Origin of the sequence: Ureibacillus xyleni (genome assembly GCF_900217795.1) — a bacterium.
Lineage (GTDB): Bacteria > Bacillota > Bacilli > Bacillales_A > Planococcaceae > Ureibacillus > Ureibacillus xyleni.
In genome coordinates, this window is sequence record NZ_OBMQ01000001.1 from 329,443 (window position 1) to 346,728 (window position 17,286).

General features: G+C 34.8%; 18 protein-coding genes. 12 read left to right on the plus strand and 6 right to left on the minus strand.

From position 1 onward, the window contains the following. Positions 1–13: 13 nt before the first annotated feature. Positions 14–1,468 carry a flagellin N-terminal helical domain-containing protein gene (locus CRO00_RS01480; RefSeq protein ID WP_097071873.1) on the minus strand — a complete coding sequence of 485 codons (1,455 nt, stop codon included), beginning with the start codon at positions 1,466–1,468 and terminating at the stop codon, positions 14–16. Positions 1,469–1,568: 100 nt separating this feature from the next. On the opposite strand from CRO00_RS01480, the gene CRO00_RS01485 reads away from it, so the two are divergent. From CRO00_RS01485 to hpf, 8 genes are all read left to right on the plus strand, one after another. Next, entirely contained in the window at positions 1,569–3,281 is a 1,713-nt protein-coding gene (locus CRO00_RS01485) for a motility associated factor glycosyltransferase family protein (RefSeq protein WP_097071874.1), read from the plus strand. A gap of 121 nt (positions 3,282–3,402) precedes the next feature. After that, positions 3,403–3,774, plus strand: coding sequence for a flagellar protein FlaG (locus CRO00_RS01490; RefSeq protein ID WP_097071875.1), 372 nt, complete (start codon positions 3,403–3,405; stop codon positions 3,772–3,774). Positions 3,775–3,792: 18 nt separating this feature from the next. Next, positions 3,793–6,237 (plus strand): flagellar filament capping protein FliD, encoded by a 2,445-nt coding sequence (gene fliD, locus CRO00_RS01495; protein ID WP_097071876.1) that lies wholly within the window; start codon positions 3,793–3,795, stop codon positions 6,235–6,237. A 19-nt stretch (positions 6,238–6,256) separates the two neighbouring features. Further along, positions 6,257–6,616 carry a flagellar protein FliT gene (gene fliT / locus CRO00_RS01500; protein WP_097071877.1) on the plus strand — a complete coding sequence of 120 codons (360 nt, stop codon included), beginning with the start codon at positions 6,257–6,259 and terminating at the stop codon, positions 6,614–6,616. A gap of 101 nt (positions 6,617–6,717) precedes the next feature. Continuing rightward, positions 6,718–7,122 (plus strand): flagellar export chaperone FliS, encoded by a 405-nt coding sequence (gene fliS, locus CRO00_RS01505; RefSeq protein ID WP_097071878.1) that lies wholly within the window; start codon positions 6,718–6,720, stop codon positions 7,120–7,122. A 264-nt stretch (positions 7,123–7,386) separates the two neighbouring features. Further along, entirely contained in the window at positions 7,387–7,797 is a 411-nt protein-coding gene (locus CRO00_RS01510; protein ID WP_097071879.1) for a PilZ domain-containing protein, read from the plus strand. Between the two features lie 192 nt (positions 7,798–7,989). Then, positions 7,990–8,379, plus strand: coding sequence for a PilZ domain-containing protein (locus CRO00_RS01515; protein WP_161946594.1), 390 nt, complete (start codon positions 7,990–7,992; stop codon positions 8,377–8,379). Positions 8,380–8,491: 112 nt separating this feature from the next. Next, on the plus strand, positions 8,492–9,046 hold the full coding sequence (hpf, locus tag CRO00_RS01520) for a ribosome hibernation-promoting factor, HPF/YfiA family (RefSeq protein WP_097071881.1): 555 nt from the start codon (positions 8,492–8,494) through the stop codon (positions 9,044–9,046). 109 nt (positions 9,047–9,155) lie between these two features. On the opposite strand, the gene CRO00_RS01525 is transcribed toward hpf, so the two are convergent. The 3 genes from CRO00_RS01525 to galU form a co-directional block, all read right to left on the minus strand. Beyond that, positions 9,156–10,847 carry a phospho-sugar mutase gene (locus CRO00_RS01525; protein WP_097071882.1) on the minus strand — a complete coding sequence of 564 codons (1,692 nt, stop codon included), beginning with the start codon at positions 10,845–10,847 and terminating at the stop codon, positions 9,156–9,158. A 65-nt stretch (positions 10,848–10,912) separates the two neighbouring features. Next, positions 10,913–12,133 carry a glucose-6-phosphate isomerase gene (locus CRO00_RS01530; protein ID WP_097071883.1) on the minus strand — a complete coding sequence of 407 codons (1,221 nt, stop codon included), beginning with the start codon at positions 12,131–12,133 and terminating at the stop codon, positions 10,913–10,915. 9 nt (positions 12,134–12,142) lie between these two features. Continuing rightward, positions 12,143–13,033, minus strand: coding sequence for a UTP--glucose-1-phosphate uridylyltransferase GalU (gene galU, locus CRO00_RS01535; RefSeq protein WP_097071884.1), 891 nt, complete (start codon positions 13,031–13,033; stop codon positions 12,143–12,145). Between the two features lie 167 nt (positions 13,034–13,200). On the opposite strand from galU, the gene CRO00_RS01540 reads away from it, so the two are divergent. Next, entirely contained in the window at positions 13,201–14,343 is a 1,143-nt protein-coding gene (locus CRO00_RS01540) for a DUF418 domain-containing protein (RefSeq protein ID WP_097071885.1), read from the plus strand. 21 nt (positions 14,344–14,364) lie between these two features. On the opposite strand, the gene CRO00_RS01545 is transcribed toward CRO00_RS01540, so the two are convergent. After that, complete coding sequence (locus CRO00_RS01545) at positions 14,365–15,249, minus strand: DMT family transporter (protein ID WP_097071886.1); 885 nt, start codon at positions 15,247–15,249, stop codon at positions 14,365–14,367. Between the two features lie 86 nt (positions 15,250–15,335). Between CRO00_RS01545 and CRO00_RS01550 the strand changes: the two genes are divergently transcribed. The 3 genes from CRO00_RS01550 to thiD are packed head-to-tail and all read left to right on the plus strand — an operon-like array spanning position 15,336 to position 16,727. Continuing rightward, entirely contained in the window at positions 15,336–15,599 is a 264-nt protein-coding gene (locus CRO00_RS01550) for a helix-turn-helix transcriptional regulator (RefSeq protein ID WP_202615600.1), read from the plus strand. Next, entirely contained in the window at positions 15,592–15,894 is a 303-nt protein-coding gene (locus CRO00_RS01555; protein ID WP_097071887.1) for a hypothetical protein, read from the plus strand. Before CRO00_RS01550 ends, CRO00_RS01555 begins: the two co-directional genes overlap by 8 nt. 14 nt (positions 15,895–15,908) lie before the next feature. After that, positions 15,909–16,727: a bifunctional hydroxymethylpyrimidine kinase/phosphomethylpyrimidine kinase gene (gene thiD, locus CRO00_RS01560; RefSeq protein WP_097071888.1), complete on the plus strand. Its 819-nt coding sequence runs from the start codon at positions 15,909–15,911 to the stop codon at positions 16,725–16,727. Between the two features lie 40 nt (positions 16,728–16,767). Here the strand turns inward: thiD and CRO00_RS01565 are convergent, their stop codons facing one another. Next, a complete protein-coding gene (locus CRO00_RS01565) occupies positions 16,768–17,193 on the minus strand; it encodes a VOC family protein (RefSeq protein ID WP_097072351.1) in 426 nt (141 codons plus the stop codon). Between the last annotated feature and the right edge of the window lie 93 nt (positions 17,194–17,286).

A 17,286-nucleotide genomic window follows, 5' to 3' on the forward strand; every position in this document is an offset into this window, starting at 1 on the left:
TGCTTTTTCAAATTTATTTTGTTCCTAGAATTTGTAATATCCCTTGGCTAGTTTGATTAACTTGTGCCATCATAGATTGAGCAGATTGTAACAGTACTTGTTCCTTGTTTAAGTTCATCATTTCTTTTGCCATATCTGAATCTGTTAATTTAGATAAAGCTTTTGTTAAATTTTCAGAGGTATTTAGCACATTGTTATTTGCATGTTCCAGTTGATTTGTTAACGCGCCATATACTGCACGACGGCTACTTATGGTTGCGGAAAGATTATCCACCCGTTTTAAACCTTCCATGATACTGTCATACGAGTCTAAACTGATTCCATTTAAATGGATGCGGAAATCCCGGTGATCATATAAAGGTATTTTAATTTGTTGTTCTTCATTTGCTCCTGATTGTATGATAACTGGACTCATCTCTTCCGGCGTAAATGTACCACCTGATTCATTTGTAATTTTCTCAGCAAGTGAAAGAAGTTGCTCACCAAACATACCATTAATATCTAATTTTAGACCATTTGTATTATCTGCAAGTGGATTTAATTGTCCTTTTGCACGGTTATTTGTAATAACTGTTAATGAGATGTCTTCTGCTTTTAAATCATCAATTACATCAGAGATTTTATAATTCGATAATTGAGTTGTGCCTGATAATGAACTTTTTTCATGAACAGGAGCATCTGTTATTAGTACGAAATTTTTTGTTGCATCACTTCTAAAGTTGAATTTTAACGCTTCCTGAATTCCCTCTAATCCTGATTCAGGTTCATCTCCCCCTCCACTTGGTTGGATAGTAGAAACTTTTTTTTGGAAGTCGCTTATTGATAAAGAAGAAGTATAAGATTCGAGAGGAACACTATCCCCATTAATATCTCCATAAATAGATAAACCAAAATTAACGTTTACTCCATGGGCTTTTAATGCATTAGAAAAGTTCTCAATATTGTTAACGACATTATTAATTGGGCCCCACATACTCCCTGTTTTATCAATAATAAACACTATATCTGCATTTCCAGTAGTCCCTGGTTTAAGCTCAGGTGTAAAAGTTGAAGGAGGAATTAGTAGTTTTATTGTATTAAATTCAGTATTTTCAACAATATCATTAATGGATTCTGTAACTTGTTTGATTTCCTCATGTATTAACATTCTGTCTTCAGGTGTTAATGTATCATTGGAAGCTTGAATTAATAGTTCTCTCGCACGAATCAAATTTGGATTCTGGATTTGTCCCAAAGCTCCTTCAGCCACATTAACAAGGTTAAGTCCATCATGAATATTTTGAGATGCTTGATTTAGACCATTTATTTGTGCTTGCATTTTTTTTGAGATTGCTAAACCTGCTGCATCATCACCTGCTTGATTAATCTGATAACCAGATGATAGTTTTTGTAACGTTTTATTTAATTCTGTGTTAGTTTTTGAGTATTGATTATGTACAATTTGACCTTGATTATATTGTATTCTCAAAATATCTCACCTCTAGAACAATTATACCACTTAATGGTAAAATTTACTTATATTTTTAGAGATTTTGTTTTTTAATATAGGAAAATGTTTGGAGGAAATTATGAATTTAATGTATATAGCAACACCTTTTGATAACATACAAGTCAATATAAATGAGACAACTTTTTTTCTACATGACATGAATAATCCATGGATAGAAGCTGAAAAAATGCTGGAGGAAATCTCAGAGGAAATAGATAAGAAGAATCATATTGTATTTTGGGGAGTTGGTATTGGCTATTTGGTTAAATTAGTTACAGATTACTTTCCAGATAAGAAGGTAACTATTTATGAGCCAATTGAAGGTGTTTTTCAATTATTCCAACATATGAAGAATAAATTGCAAATTAATTCAAATAAGATGATGAAAGAATATACAGGTACTTCTGTTCAAGAAATGATTAAAAACATTAAAGATTTTGAAGATTATATCGAAGACGAAATTATGTTTATTAGAATACCTAATTATTATTTTATGGAAGAAGCATTTACCCGCTTTTATCATGTTTTTGATCAAATGAGAAAAGATGTTTTTTCAAATAATGAGATCATTCGGAAATTTAGTGATTTTTGGGTTATCAATAGATTGAAGTTAAAAAAGGAAATTGAAGAGACTACATCTTTTATTGATTATTCAAAACCATATATTCAAGGAAAGCCTGTAATAATTGTTGCAGCTGGACCATCGTTAAATGATGAACTTAATAATTTGAGAATAATTAAACATAAGAAAATGGCCTATATTTTTGCAATGGGTTCTGCAAATAAAGCACTTATAGAAAACGGTATTTTTCCAGATGCAATTTTCACGTATGATCCGCAACCTCATAATCAATTTGTAATTTCAAAGAAAATAGTAGAAACAATGGACATTCCACTAATTTACGGAACTACTGTTGGTTTTGAAACAGTAATGAACTACAAAGGTAAAAAGTTTTATTTCGTAACACAAAGAGATCAATTGTCACCTTTTTTATATAAGAAGGTTTTTCCGGTTATTCGAGATACTTCAACCATTTCAAATATTACTTTACAAGTTTTATCCTATTTAGAACCTTCTCATGTAATTTTAGTAGGTCAAAATTTCGCCTTTCGAAGTGGGGACTTTTATGCAAAAGGTATTATTCGAATAAGTAATAAAGAAATGGAATCTAAAGCTTTTAAGCATGAATTAGAAAGAGGGCTTAAAGTTGAAGCTGTAGATGGTACTAGAATATTAACCTCTCAAGAATTTGAAATCATGAAAAAGGAAATGGAAGCGTATTTAAGAATCTTACCATTAAATAAAGTAATAAATTGTACATATAAGGGTGCAAAAATAAAAGGCGTAGAGTATAAATCATTATCCTTTGTTATGAAGAATGAGCTGAAGAATAGTTTAATCGATAGTGATTGGTATAAAAATAGCGAAATGAATACAATACAAAAATCGATTAGTGATGAACAATTGTTGAGTTATTCAGAAGAACTAACTGTATGTATTAAATATTTTCTAGAATTACTAACAGAGGCAGGAAAGGATTTAGATATTAGTTTCATAAAAGAAATGGAAAATCTCTTTAAGAAACTGATGAATAATCCAATATCACAACATGTAGTTTTAGTATCATTAGAACTGGAACAAAAGGAATTGTTAAAAGAGATGAAATATATTTTGGATAAAGTCAAGGAACCAAAAGAACGAGTTTATAAATTAATACATTGTTATGAGAAATTTGTTTTGTCATTTAGGGAAAAATTTAAGTGGATATTGGTGGAACTTAAAGGACAATAAAAATCTAAATAAGCTCCAATAATTTTGAACTGCTTTTATGAAAAGTTTACAATGGTATCCGATATATAGACTATAAATAAGTACATTATAAATGCTCGGGGAAATCAAGGAGGATGGGAGCATGCGTATATCTTCGCAAGGAGCTATTGAAGGATCTGCATCAGTTAAGTCGATGAACCAAGATTCAACAATCGATAAAGTATTAAAGCAAGGAAGCCAAAATACTTCAACAAGTCAACAAGAACAAATGATCAATAAAGACGATGACACCAAAGATAAACTTAAGCAAGCTGTGGACTCTTTAAATGAAATTTTAGAAATTAACCATAACTCAGCAAAGTTTGTTTACCATGAAGGGCTTGAACGCTATTTTGTCCAGGTAGTAAACAGAGATACAGAAGAGGTAGTCAGAGAGATTCCACCTAAAAAAATATTAGATGCCTTTTATGAAATGCAAAAATTAGTAGGTATGATTGTAGATGAGAAAATATAAGTTTTGGAGGTTGTTAACATGGTAACACGTGTTGGAGGGTTAGCTTCAGGGATGGATATTGATTCAATTGTTGAAAAATTAATGTCCGCTGAAAAAGCACCGTTAAATAAATTATACCAACAACAACAAAAATATGAATGGGAACGCGATGCTTATCGTGAAATTAATACCGCACTAAGTTCATTTGATGACTTTTTATTTGATAATTTCCGATTAACTAGTAATTTTTATAAAAAAACTGTTTCATCTACTAATAGTTCTCTAGTGACGGCAACTGCGAATTCCTCAGCATCTGGAAGTTTATCAATTGAAGCGGTTAGTCAATTAGCTAGTTCTGCAAGAGTTGTTGGGAATACAATAAATGCAACGGGTTCTAAAAAATTATCTGAAATTGGTATTACGGAAACATCAGTTAAACTTAATGCAATACAAGCAGATGGTAAACTTCTAAAAAAAGCGGTTACTATCTCTATTGATGGAAATGAGACAGTTGATTCATTTTTAAAGAAGATTAATAATAGCAGTGTTGGAATTACTGCAATTTTTGAAAATAATAAAGTATCGTTTACTGCGAAAAATACTGGTAATAACACAACTGGTGGAGAAATTGTTGTAGAAGCGGGTGCAGATGTATTTAATAAATTATTAAATAAAACGGGTATTACAAATGGTAGTGCGATCGCAGATAATGGGAAAAACGCCATTTTTACAGTTAATGGTATTTCTACAGAAAAAAGTTCAAATTCATTTTCTTTAAATGGATATACCGTAACTTTACATGAAACATTTAATAGCGAGCAATCATTGGGTCAATCATTTATTGCTGCAATTGAAAATAAAAATAATGCACAAACAAATTATTCTAATATGTTGAATAGAGACAACCCGGGGAGTTTAGCAGATAAATATCTGTCAGGAACAGGGTCAGGGTTTGCTACTGCGGATGAGTTGAGGTCATTTTTTGAAAGTGAGCTTGTAACTAGAAAAAATAATTTAGATACAGCTTTGTCAAATTTAACTAATGCACAAAACACATTGATTTTGAGCGATGCAAAATTTCAAACAGACGAAAAAGATACTTACAATAGTCTAAGTAAAGAAGTTAAGGATTTCATTAAAGGTCTGAGTGATGAAAAACTTGCAGCTGTAGCTGATTTCTCAAGTATTGATACACCACCAGGACCTCTAACTCAATCAGAATATGATTATTTAGAGGGTCTTTCAGGTAATGATGCAAATATCTTTATTTTTACTCATGAGCAGTTAGTTGAAGCTAAAGGTGCTAAAACAGCAGGAGCGGTATATAACTCTTTATCTACGGATTCAAAAAAATTCGCTCAAGAATATTTAAAAAGCGACACAGATTTTAATAACTTATCGAGTGAAGTACAAACTGAGTTTGAGAAATTAAGTACAGACGAACAAAATATTTTAAAAGCTTTAAACTCAGAAAGTATAGCCTCGGTGGCAAATTTAATTGATAAAACAAAAGCACTTGAGACAGCACAGAATAAAATTACTGAACTTTCAAATGATATTGCAATGTTTAATAATACTGTTGCGGCTAAACAAAATAATGATGCTGTTTACAATACAGCAAAAGTTTCGCTACAAACAGCATTATTGAAAACAGCAACAACTGAAGAGCAAAGGACAGCAATTGAAAATGCAACAGATAGTGATTTACTCAATATCGCGAAAGTATTAGAACAAAGTGGAGCAACTGTACCACCTGTAACGTTAACATCTACCACTGACACAGATAATATGGTCGACAAAATTAAAAAGTTTGTTGAGACATATAATGGACTCGTTACAACTATTAACGGCAAACTAAAAGAGACCTATAATCGTAATTTCCCACCATTAACCGAAGAACAAAAAGAAGAGATGTCTGAAGATGAAATTGAAAAGTGGGAGAAAAAGGCGAAAACAGGTCTTTTACGCAATGACTCCATTCTAACAAATGGCTTATATGCAATGCGTCGTACATTTATGGATGCAGTTGGTGGGTTAGGAGACGCTACAATTAACTCTTTAGCTGAAATCGGTATTACAACTTCTTCAACTACGTCTGATGGAGGAAAGCTTATAATAAATGAAGATAAGCTTCGTGATGCAATTAATAAAAATGCAGACCAAGTTGCAGGTATTTTTACACAAACTGGTACTGCCAAAGATGTTAAAAGTGGTAAACTTGAAGATACTCGTGGTATAGGTCAACGGTTACGTGATGAATTAAAAAGCTTTACTGGAACAATAGAGAAAAAAGCCGGAAAAGCGTCTTCTACAAATCAATCGTACACAATTGGAAAACGTTTAGATGAAGTGAAAGACCGAATTGATTCATGGCTTGATAAGCTAAAAAATATCGAATCACGTTATTGGAAACAATTCACTGCTATGGAAACAGCCATTAATAAAGCAAATAGCCAGTCAACTTTATTCCAACCATCAATGTAACAAAATAGGAGATTGGTTTATGGAAAATATTCAACAATTATTGCAAGTTTCAGCCAGACTTTTTAAACATCTTTCCGATATCCCAAAAGGTGATGAACGTTCGAGTTATATTGAGGAAATAAATCAGATGTTAGATGAGCGCGGTACAATTATTGAAAAGTTAAGACTAGAAGAATTCCAGATAGACCCTAACAATAAAACACATGACACCTTAGTAAAATTAGATCAAGGAATTCGAGAACGTCTTAAAATAGTTTTTGAAGCCGTTAAACAAGATATGAAAGACTTACAAAATTCAAAGAAAAACGAAAAGCAGTATATGAATCCTTATTCTTCTGTTCAGGTAATGGATGGTATGTATTACGATAAGAAAAAGTAAGGATTTTCACCCAAAACTTACATTTAAATTATAGATCGCTTTCTCTATTTTTCTACTATACAATATTAATATAATGTATCTCTCAAAAGGAGTGGCCCTAATTGGCAGCACAAAATTCGGTACTAAATGCGTACAAACAAAATAGTGTTACAACAGCTTCACCTGGTGAACTAACGTTAATGTTATATAACGGTTGTCTAAAATTTTTGTCTAAAGCAAAAAAAGCAATTGAAGAAAAAAATATTCAAGAAAAGAATACTAATATCCAAAAAGCTCAAGCTATTATTCATGAGCTCATGTCTACTTTAAACATGGACTATGAAATTTCAAAGCAAATGTTACCGTTGTATGAATACATGAACCGTCGTCTAGTTGAAGCAAACATTAAGAATGACATAGCTATCATTGATGAAGTGATGGAACTTACAACTGAATTCCGCGACACGTGGAAACAAGTTATCCAAATTACTCGACAACAACAATTTAGTAATACACAACAAGTTTAAAAGATTCCTCTCATTGGTGGACAATTACCGATGGGAGGTTTTTTACATTTTAATTAAGAAGGTAACTGATTGTGTCTTTAGTCACGGTAGAAAATAGTCTATAAATCCCCCGCAAACTATTGTTTTAGTTAATAATTACTAACTTTACAATTAATGTAAAATAATGAATAATACACTTTGCCAAAATAACGATAAATGTTTAAATAATAGAAAGTAGTATTTTAATTTTTAAACAATATATCGTAAACGTTTGGGGGAAATACTATGAACTTTAAAAGAAAAGAAGGTTTTCGTTTTACTTTTGATCCACCACTTGAAGCAGACTATGAAATCTACATAAATGGGCAATTGGCTAGTATGGAAACATATCATACAAAAATATTGGATATTAGTCCTCGTGGTATGAAAATCTTTTGTGGACCGGAGATTGGGAGTTATTTAAAGCATAGCACCTTACAGATTAAAGTTCATTTTCTCCTTGATGTTGCGCATATCCGTGCAATAGGTGATGTGGTTTGGAGTCGACCTTTTGGCAGGGCTTATCAATGTGGTCTTAATTTTTCTGTTCAAAAAGACATTGATGAACTGATTACGAATGAATTAAAACTTCGTCGAAAAAAGGAAGTTTTTGCGAAAAGGATAATTCATAATTTAGCTTTGGACACAGTGAATTAATATATTCGAAGGAAGGCTCCTATTCAAATGGAGTCTTTTTTCATGTGCAAAAATTAACTTTGTCTAATTTGGCAATTATTACAAATATTACTGTTCAATCAATAAAAGTCATGGTATAAATGTTTTGAAAAGCAAAATAACAATATCATGTTACTTTGCTTCCTTTTATCCATTGTTTTAGGGGGAAACAATATGAACTTTAAAAGGAAAGAAGGTTTTCGTTTTGTCTTCAATGAGCCTATTGAAGCGAAATACGAGATTTACATAAACAGTAAACGCATTAATTTGGAAAAATATAATGGGAAAATTTTGGATATTAGTCCGCGGGGCATGAAACTGTTTTGTGGACCGGAAATCGGGGAGTACTTAAGAGATACTACTTTGCAAGTTGAAGTTCAGTTTGTGCTTGACGTGACAACGATTCGTGCTTTAGGGGATGTTATGTGGAGTAAACCACTAGGCTCTGGTTTCCAATGTGGTGTTGTCCTCGCAGCCCAAGAAGATATAGACGAGCTCATCATTGGGGAAATGAAACAACGCCGCAAAAAAGAGGTTTTACAATCTAAACATAAGAAATCTTAAATTTTTTTGAATGAAAATGTCGAATTATGAAAAAGATTCTCTATAGTGGTAGGATTTTTTAAACCTATGGCGAATATATATCTACATAGGTGGAACTAAAGGAGGAGTTTACATGCTAAACTTTAACATTCGTGGTGAAAACATTGAGGTAACTCCAGCGATTCGCGAATACGTTGAAAACAAAATCGAGAAAATTGAGCGATATTTCAGCGAGGGTGTTAGTGCGAACGCTAACGTTAATTTAAAAGTTTATAATGACAAGCAAACAAAAGTGGAAGTAACAATCCCAATGCGAAATGTCACTCTCCGCGCAGAAGAACGTCATGATGATATGTATGCTGCAATTGATTTAATTGTCGATAAATTAGAACGTCAAATTCGTAAACATAAAACAAAAGTAAACCGTAAATTCCGTGAACGTGAAGGTGTGGGCGTTTACTTTGCTCAAGAAGTTGCAGGAACTACTCCTAGCCCAGTTGAGGAAGATGAATTTACGATTGTTCGTACAAAACAATTTGACCTTAAACCAATGGATCAAGAAGAGGCCATCCTTCAAATGAATCTTTTAGGTCACGATTTCTACGTTTATACAGATGCCGATTCAAACCACACGAACATCGTCTACAAACGCCGTGATGGTAAATACGGTTTAATTGAGACAAACTAAGCTACGGGCTCCCGAGAAATCGGGGGCTTTTTTTGAAAAATTCATTGAAACATATGTTCGTATTTTGTATAATAGAAATACCCCAAAGCAATTACTTTGGGGCAAGAAATTATTTAACAAACTCTTTTATCATATTTTCTAGTTGTTTCATTGCTGCTTCTTCTGTGTCAGCCGTAACACCGAAATAATATTTACATTTCGGCTCAGTACCAGAAGGACGGATGGCAATCCAAGAGTTGTCTTCTAAGATAAGCTTTAATACATTTTCCTTTGGTAATTGAAGTGTCTCCGTAGATCCATCGGCAAGAGTCGTTTTACTCGTTAAATAATCTTCTACTCGTACTACTGGGAGACCAAAAATATGTGTTGGAATATTCTCTCGTAATTTATTTAAAAGGTCTTTCATTTGTTCTTGTCCATCTTTTCCTTCAAACACCTTTGAAATAAGCGCTTCTTTATGATAGCCAAATTGTTGGAAGATGCTATTTAATGCATCAAATAATGTTTGTCCTTTTGTTGCATAATATGATGCCATTTCAGCTACTTTTAACGCAACTTGCACGGCATCTTTGTCACGGGCAAAGGTTTTGATTAGATAACCATAACTCTCTTCATACCCAAATAAAAACTCGTATTGATGCGAAATATCAAATTCCTCTATTTTTTCAGCGATATATTTGAAGCCTGTTAATGTATTAATTGTTTTTACGCCATAATGTTCAGCGATTTTCGTACCTAGTTCTGAAGTGACAATCGTTTTTACCATCGCACCATTTGAAGGTAATGTACCGTTTTGTTGTTTTGTTTGTAAAATATAGTTTAGTAATAGAGCACCTAACTGGTTTCCTGTTAGAAGTTCATAGTTGTTACGATTCCACACAGCTACACCTAACCGATCAGCATCTGGATCTGTAGCGAGTAATAAATCTGCCCCTACTTTATTACCTAAGTTCATCGCCAATTCGAAAGCTGCTGGCTCCTCAGGGTTAGGATATGGCACTGTTGGGAAACTTCCATCTTGAATTGCTTGGTGTTCAACGACATGCACATTGTTAAAATCAAACTGTTTAAGTCCGTTTACAACAGGATGTAGCCCTGAACCATGTAAAGGTGTGTATACGATGTTAATTTGCGAATTGACATTGCTATGTTCTTTTAACGTTAATAAATTTTGTAAATATAAATGATCAAGTTCCTCTAAAATCCATTGCACTAAACCTTGTTTTTCTAATTCCTCAATCGAGAGAGCGTTAATTTTAAATATGTCATCTATTGTATTCATCTGTGCATTGATTTTAGCTACACCATCTGGAACTAGCTGAGCGCCATCTTCTCCATAAACTTTAAAGCCGTTATATTCTTTTGGATTGTGACTTGCAGTAATAACGACCCCTGCAAAAGCGTTTAGTTCTCGTACTGTAAAGGACAGTTGAGGTGTTGGTCGTGGTTCTTTATATATATAAGAAGTAATGTTATGTGCACCAAGGACACGTGCTGTTTCAATTGCAAATTCATATGAAAATGTTCGCGTATCATAAGCGATAACAACACCGCGTTTTTTCGCATCTTCACCATTTGCATCGATATATTGAGCAAGTCCTTCTGCAACGCGTCGTATTGTATAAATATTGATTCTGTTTGTGCCTGCACCAAGTAGACCGCGCATCCCACCCGTTCCAAAAGTCACATATTGATAAAATCGGTCTTCGATTGCTTTTTCATCACTTTCTACTAAAACGAGTTCAAGAGCTAAATGATGAGGTATACCTGCTTCTACCCATATTTTGTATTGTTCTATCATACTTGCACCTACATTTCGTTTAATCTAATCTCATTTTAATCTCTTTTTCATTTTTCCCCAATATGCTAATTAGTTTTCGTCACGATATTTTCTTGTAGTAACTCGTTCATCTTTTGTTTATAGGCTTCAACACCCGGTTGATCAAAAGGATTTACTTGCAATAGGGTAGCGCTAATGACACACGCTTTCATGAAAAAGAACATTAAATACCCAACATTGTAGGCGTCAAGTTTTGGTAATTCAATTTTTAATACAGGAACACCACCTAATGCATGTGCTAGTGCGACTCCATCTTTTGAGGTTGCATTAATCTGATTCATTGAGCTTCCACCTAAGTAATTTAGCTGGTCGATGTCCTCTAGTGTAAAAGGAATAGCAATATCCTCTTCTAATTCTTTAAAATGTAGTAACGTTTCAAACATAATGCGGCTACCATCTTGGATAAATTGACCAATGGCGTGTAAGTCTGTTGAATAATTTACAGTAGAAGGGTACAAGCCTTTATGTTCCTTCCCTTCACTTTCACCGAATAGTTGTTTCCACCATTCGTGTAATTTATTGAGGCGGGGTTCAAATGAGGCTAATAACTCCATTGAATACCCTTGATTGTATAAATCGTATCTAGTGAAGGCATATTGGAAAGCTGCGTTTTGTATATTGTCATTGGAAAAATCCAATCTTGCATGTTTTGCACCATGTAAAAACATATGTATATCAATACCAGCTGCAGCGATGGGGAGGAGTCCAGCTGGGGTAAAAACCGAGTATCTTCCGCCAATGTCTATTGGGATGATGAGTTGACGGTATCCTTCCTTGATCGCAATTTGTTTCAGAGGTCCATTTTCTCGATCCGTAGTAACGATAATTCTATGCCTAGACTTGTCTTTATAACGACGCTCTATATATTCTTTTATTACACGAAACGTTAATGCAGGTTCCATTGTTTTTCCGGATTTTGAAATAACATTCACGTAAACTTCTTTTGTATCTAAATATGTAATTAGTTGTTTTAGATAGGTACCACTCATGTTATTGCCTGCATATAACACTTGGAGTCCATTATTTGTTCGAAAATATGGCGTGCAAGCATCAATCACAGCACGAGCACCTAAAAACGAACCACCAACGCCAATGACTAGAAGAACATTGGCATTGGTATTTATTTCGCTTGCTATTTTTTCAATCTCTATCAATTGGTCTAATGGGCAATCGATATAATAATCAATGTTCGGCAGAGTAGGAATGGTATATTGTGAAATTGCGTTTGGATAACTAAATTTCAACATCTTCTTCTCCTAAAAAGTTATTTTTTCAACATTTAAAATAGTATTCATATATTGTAGTAATTCATTCTTTAAGTCATTTCGCTTTAATGCAAAATCTATTGTTGCTTGGACGTAGCCTATTTTGCTGCCAATATCGTATAATTGTCCTTCTACATTGTAAGCAAGTATTTTTTCAGAATAGTTCAGTAGATCAAGAGCATCAGTTAATTGAATTTCGCCACCTGCACCGGGAGTAATTGATTTTAATGCATTAAAAATAGTAGGTGTTAATATATAGCGCCCCATAATTGATAAATTGGAAGGTGCCTCATGTGCACTTGGCTTTTCTACAAATCTTTTGACCTCAATTGGTTGCCCTTCGATAATTGTACTTTTTGGGTCAATTACGCCATACTGATGAACAATTTCCATTGGCACTGGCTGTACACCAATTACTGATGTTCGTTGCTCTTCATATGTATCAATTAATTGTGCAATGGCAGGGGTTTCGCTATCCAAAATAATATCGCCAAGTAAAACTGCAAATGGTTCATTCCCGATAAAACGATGGGCACAATATATTGCATCTCCTAAACCTTTTGCTTCCTTTTGGCGTATGTAATGGATATTGGCTAATTGTGATATTTTTTGTACTTCCTCTAGATCATTCCATTTACCTTTTTTGGCTAGGTGTTCTTCGAGTTCGTAGGTTTTGTCAAAGTGATCTTCTATTGCACGTTTGTTGCGACCACTAATAATAATGATATCTTCAATACCTGATGCAACGGCCTCTTCAACAATATATTGAATAGTAGGTTTATCAACGATTGGCAACATCTCTTTTGGCTGTGCTTTTGTTGCTGGGAGGAATCGAGTTCCAAGACCCGCTGCTGGAATAACCGCTTTCCTTACTTTTGACATTTAATCATCTCCTTCATAGGTAATAGTTACTTAAATACTACCATATATTAACTTTTTAAAATATCTTGAAGTAATAAATTTATAGAGAAATAAGTGTGCTGTATCCGTTTTGCATGCAACTATTATGTTAGTATAAAATTGGAATAATAAATGTTTAGGAGTTACATATGGAATCAAAAAGAATACCATTTATTGACGGCTTAAGGGGATTTAGTTTGCTCGGCATTTTGCTTGCGAATTTGCTCATCTTTCAATATGGGATGTTTGGAAAAGATTATATTGAAACCACTTCCTTTTGGGATGACGGGGCATACAAGTTTGTCAAAATTGCTGCTGAAGGTTCTTCCATGCCAATTTTTACATTTGTGTTTGGCTATTCTTTCATCCAACTAGTAGATTCTATTCGAAAAAGGGGTAGAAAAAGTCGCTGGTCGATTGTACGCCGAAGTATCGGATTAATCATGCTTGGATTTTTACATGCTACCTATTTATGGGACGGGGATATTTTATTATTTTATGGAAGCATCATGATTGTCTTATTCCCTTTTATTAATCGCAAACCGAAAACCCTTTTCATTTGGGCGATTGTCATATTTCTTTTGACACTCGGCTTAGGGTATGGACAACTAGACATGACAAACCAAGAAGAACAGGAAATGAAGGAATATAACGAGTTGGCCGCTAATACATACGCAAATGGCAGTTACGGGGAGATTTATGAATTCCGTAATTCTATTATGCCTCCAGGGTTTGAAGATCCTATTTTTATTACGATTCTACTCATCATTGCCCCTTTTATTTATATCCCCATGTTTTTGTTCGGGATGGGAGTTGCCAAATTAGGTGCTTTTGAAAAGATGAAAACTGAACGAAAGTGGTATGTTAGAGGTTCTGTTTTTGTACCTATTGGGCTTATCTGTAAAACAGTTGGATTGATGAAAAATGATTGGGCTGGAATTTTCTCATTGGGCGGATCGATTTTATTGTCAATCGGGTACATTAGTCTTTTTGCATTACTCTATAATACTAAGATACTCGTTCGGATTCGTTCCATTTTTGAAAATGTAGGGCAGTTATCTCTATCAAACTATATTTTGCAAACAGTTATCTGTACTTTTGTATTTTACGGTTATGGATTAGGATTGTTCGGACAGCTTGGTGTTGCAATGGGTGTTTTACTTGGGCTTGTTATATTTTGTTTACAATGTGTTTTAAGCTCACTGTATTTAAAGAAATTCAAGCGTGGCCCACTAGAAGTTTTGTTACGGATTTGGACAAATTTTTCGTGGAATGGTAAACCGAAAGCATGAGGAAAGTGCCCCAAATGTACTTTAGACGTTTGGGGTTTTGTTTACGGTTACTAAATAAATGCTAACCCCCACTAATAACATTCCAATAAATAAATTAACCGTAATCTGTTCATCCAAAAATACTGCGCTCACGAAAACGGCAAGAATCGGTACTAAAAATGTAAATGCTCCGACTTTACTTGCTTCTCCTTCATTCATCAACTTATAATAAATCACTTGCGCAGCCGCCATTCCAGCCGTTGTTCCCCATATTAAACTAAAGATTAACCCTTTATTCCATATGATGGCACTCATTTCTTCCGTCACGAACCCACCTGTTAATAATACTGCTCCACCAATCACAAGTTGCATGACGACCATCCAATAAGGATCCACATTGTGACGGTTTTTCTTTACATAGACAACGCCAATTGCCCAGCTTAGTGCAGTTCCAAGGGCTAAAATGACTCCGATTGCCGATAAGTGAATCATAAGTCCGTCTATACTCACAAGCACAATACCAGCAAAACCAATAACTAACCCGGAGATTCGCCAAATCGTCATCGGTTCGCCAAGCCACCACCAAGCTAACAGGCCAAGCATCACTGGTTGAAAATAGACGAGTACAGAAAAAAGTCCACCCGGCAAATAAATAAGACCAATCGTTTGGATGCCTAAATATAACACGATATTCAAAATCGCTGAAATTATATAATAAACCCAATTTCTTTTAAACTGTAAGATGTGGCGGTTTTTCCATGCGATGAGGAGTAAGATAAGTCCTCCTAAAAAGGCACGCACTCCGGCAAACAACAGAGGGGGCATAAAGTTTACACCGTTTTTGTATATGGGCCAACTCACTCCCCAAATGACTATAAGCAGTATTAATAATGTATAAGAGGTCAGTTTTGAGGTTTCTTTCTCCATTTCCAACCTTCTTCCTTCGCGATTTACATTAGTATATGAATAGGTTTTCGTACCGGGTACAAATGTAAAGTGTGCTTGACATTCAGATGGATGTAAAGTATCCTTTACGTAAAGTTAACTTTACATTTGAGGTGAATGAGTTGCGAAACCGCATTAAAGATTTACGGCTCGTGTATGATTTGACTCAAGATGAACTGGCGGAAAAACTTGAAGTCTCGAGGCAAACGATTATTTCTTTAGAAAAAGGTAGGTACAATCCGTCGCTCATTTTGGCGTATAAAATTTCTCGTGTGTTTATGTGTCGAATTGAAGATGTATTTATTTTTGAGGAGGGAAATGAAAATGGATAATCCGATTATTGCTGTTCTGTTTTGGATGGTTTTGGCTTCAATTATTGTGGGTGCTTTTTACATTCCGCGCCGCATGATGAAAAAGAAGAAGCAATTTGATGAGCGTTTCGTGTATAATGACCATCTTGCTCGTTCTTATAGTTGGATGGGTTCACTTGGTGTAATTTTTGTGACGTGGTTTTTATCGCTCGTTGTTTTCCATTCTATGATTGCGTTTTGGCTTATCACTGCTATCTACGTAGGGCATATGTTATCGTATATGATTGGTTCTGCGATAGCCAATAGTCGAAATTAGAAGGAGTTTTCATTATGACCATATCAAAAGCATGTACCATCGCTGGCTCTGCTGCCAGGGGTGGTGCGGGAATACAAGCAGATTTAAAAACATTTCAGGAGCTTGGCGTTTTCGGCATGTCGGCAATTACGGCATTTGTGGCAGCTCATCCCGAAACGAAACAGGGGATCTTCATTCAGCCACTAGACGTAATCGAAGCGCAACTCTCAACAATTTATGAGCAGGGTGATATTGAAGCTTTAAAAACGGGTATGCTCTTTTCAAAGGAAATTATTGGGTTTGTAGCGGACTGGCTTCAATCAACTGCTATTCAAAATATTGTGGTGGATCCTGTTATGTTTGGGAAGGCGGGGTCAGCGTTACTCGATTTTGATGCCATGGATACGTTAAAAACGACACTCATTCCTCAGGCGAAGATTATTACACCAAATATGCCTGAAGCGTCATTTCTATTAGGAGGGGCTGAGATAAGTTCGTTAGCCCATTTACAAGAAGCAGCGAGAGCTTTATTTGAATTGGATCCGGAGTATATTCTCGTTAAAGGTGGTCGATTACAAGATGCTGCGATTGATGTTTTGTATGATGGAAACACAATGACGTTACTCGAAGCACCTCGAATAGAAACAGTTCATACGAATGGTGCAGGGTGTTCTTATTCTGCGGCAATTACAGCGGGGCTTGCGAATGGGTTGTCGATGAAGGAATCTGTTATTCAAGCGAAAAAATTTGTGACGGCAGGTATTCGTCGTTCCATTCCATTTGAAAAGGTTGCGGGCATGATTGACCATCGTGCATTTAAACTTTATGGAGAAGAAGCTGTAAAAGTTTTATAGATGATAAAAACCCTAACTGTGCTTGTTAGGGTTTTGCTTTTTAGAACAGTTCGCCACTATCCAAACTCACTTGCCATTCCACACCGAACTTGTCCTTCACGGCGCCATAGCATTTGCTCCAAAACGTTTCTTGAAGTTCCATGCTTACTTTGCCGCCTTCTTTTAATCCTTCGAAGCTTGAGCGAATAAATGCCTCATCATCACTTACAACTGTGACACTAATGTTGTTTCCTACTACATATGGAGAGCCTGGCCAATTGTCTGAAAACATTAATCTGCTACCTGCAACATTAATATTTGTATGCATTACTAAACTTTTTGCTTCCTCTGGGATTGGGAAGTCCGGATTTTCTGGTCCATCACCAAACGTCATAATTTGTGGTGCTTCTGTTTTAAATACATCTGCATAAAATTCTACCGCTTCACGACAGTTTCCATCAAAAATCAAATACACTTCAATTGCCATACCATCCATCTCTCCTCTTAAAATGATTTATTACTTTCTAATTGTACTATACTTCCTAACGTACCCGGTACTCAAACAATTCAGAATTTTGTG

Excerpts from the sequence above, each read along its gene's own strand:
- CRO00_RS01565 (WP_097072351.1), bottom strand. The coding sequence starts at position 17,193 with ATGGCAATTGAAGTGTATTTGATTTTTGATGGAAACTGTCGTGAAGCG.
- CRO00_RS01530 (WP_097071883.1), bottom strand. The coding sequence starts at position 12,133 with ATGTTGAAATTTAGTTATCCAAACGCAATTTCACAATATACCATTCCT.
- CRO00_RS01545 (WP_097071886.1), bottom strand. The coding sequence starts at position 15,249 with ATGGAGAAAGAAACCTCAAAACTGACCTCTTATACATTATTAATACTG.
- fliT (WP_097071877.1), top strand. The coding sequence starts at position 6,257 with ATGGAAAATATTCAACAATTATTGCAAGTTTCAGCCAGACTTTTTAAA.
- CRO00_RS01550 (WP_202615600.1), top strand. The coding sequence starts at position 15,336 with ATGGATGTAAAGTATCCTTTACGTAAAGTTAACTTTACATTTGAGGTG.
- hpf (WP_097071881.1), top strand. The coding sequence starts at position 8,492 with ATGCTAAACTTTAACATTCGTGGTGAAAACATTGAGGTAACTCCAGCG.
- fliD (WP_097071876.1), top strand. The coding sequence starts at position 3,793 with ATGGTAACACGTGTTGGAGGGTTAGCTTCAGGGATGGATATTGATTCA.
- CRO00_RS01515 (WP_161946594.1), top strand. The coding sequence starts at position 7,990 with ATGAACTTTAAAAGGAAAGAAGGTTTTCGTTTTGTCTTCAATGAGCCT.
- CRO00_RS01510 (WP_097071879.1), top strand. The coding sequence starts at position 7,387 with ATGAACTTTAAAAGAAAAGAAGGTTTTCGTTTTACTTTTGATCCACCA.
- CRO00_RS01525 (WP_097071882.1), bottom strand. The coding sequence starts at position 10,847 with ATGATAGAACAATACAAAATATGGGTAGAAGCAGGTATACCTCATCAT.
- CRO00_RS01490 (WP_097071875.1), top strand. The coding sequence starts at position 3,403 with ATGCGTATATCTTCGCAAGGAGCTATTGAAGGATCTGCATCAGTTAAG.
- thiD (WP_097071888.1), top strand. The coding sequence starts at position 15,909 with ATGACCATATCAAAAGCATGTACCATCGCTGGCTCTGCTGCCAGGGGT.
- CRO00_RS01555 (WP_097071887.1), top strand. The coding sequence starts at position 15,592 with ATGGATAATCCGATTATTGCTGTTCTGTTTTGGATGGTTTTGGCTTCA.
- CRO00_RS01485 (WP_097071874.1), top strand. The coding sequence starts at position 1,569 with ATGAATTTAATGTATATAGCAACACCTTTTGATAACATACAAGTCAAT.
- CRO00_RS01540 (WP_097071885.1), top strand. The coding sequence starts at position 13,201 with ATGGAATCAAAAAGAATACCATTTATTGACGGCTTAAGGGGATTTAGT.
- galU (WP_097071884.1), bottom strand. The coding sequence starts at position 13,033 with ATGTCAAAAGTAAGGAAAGCGGTTATTCCAGCAGCGGGTCTTGGAACT.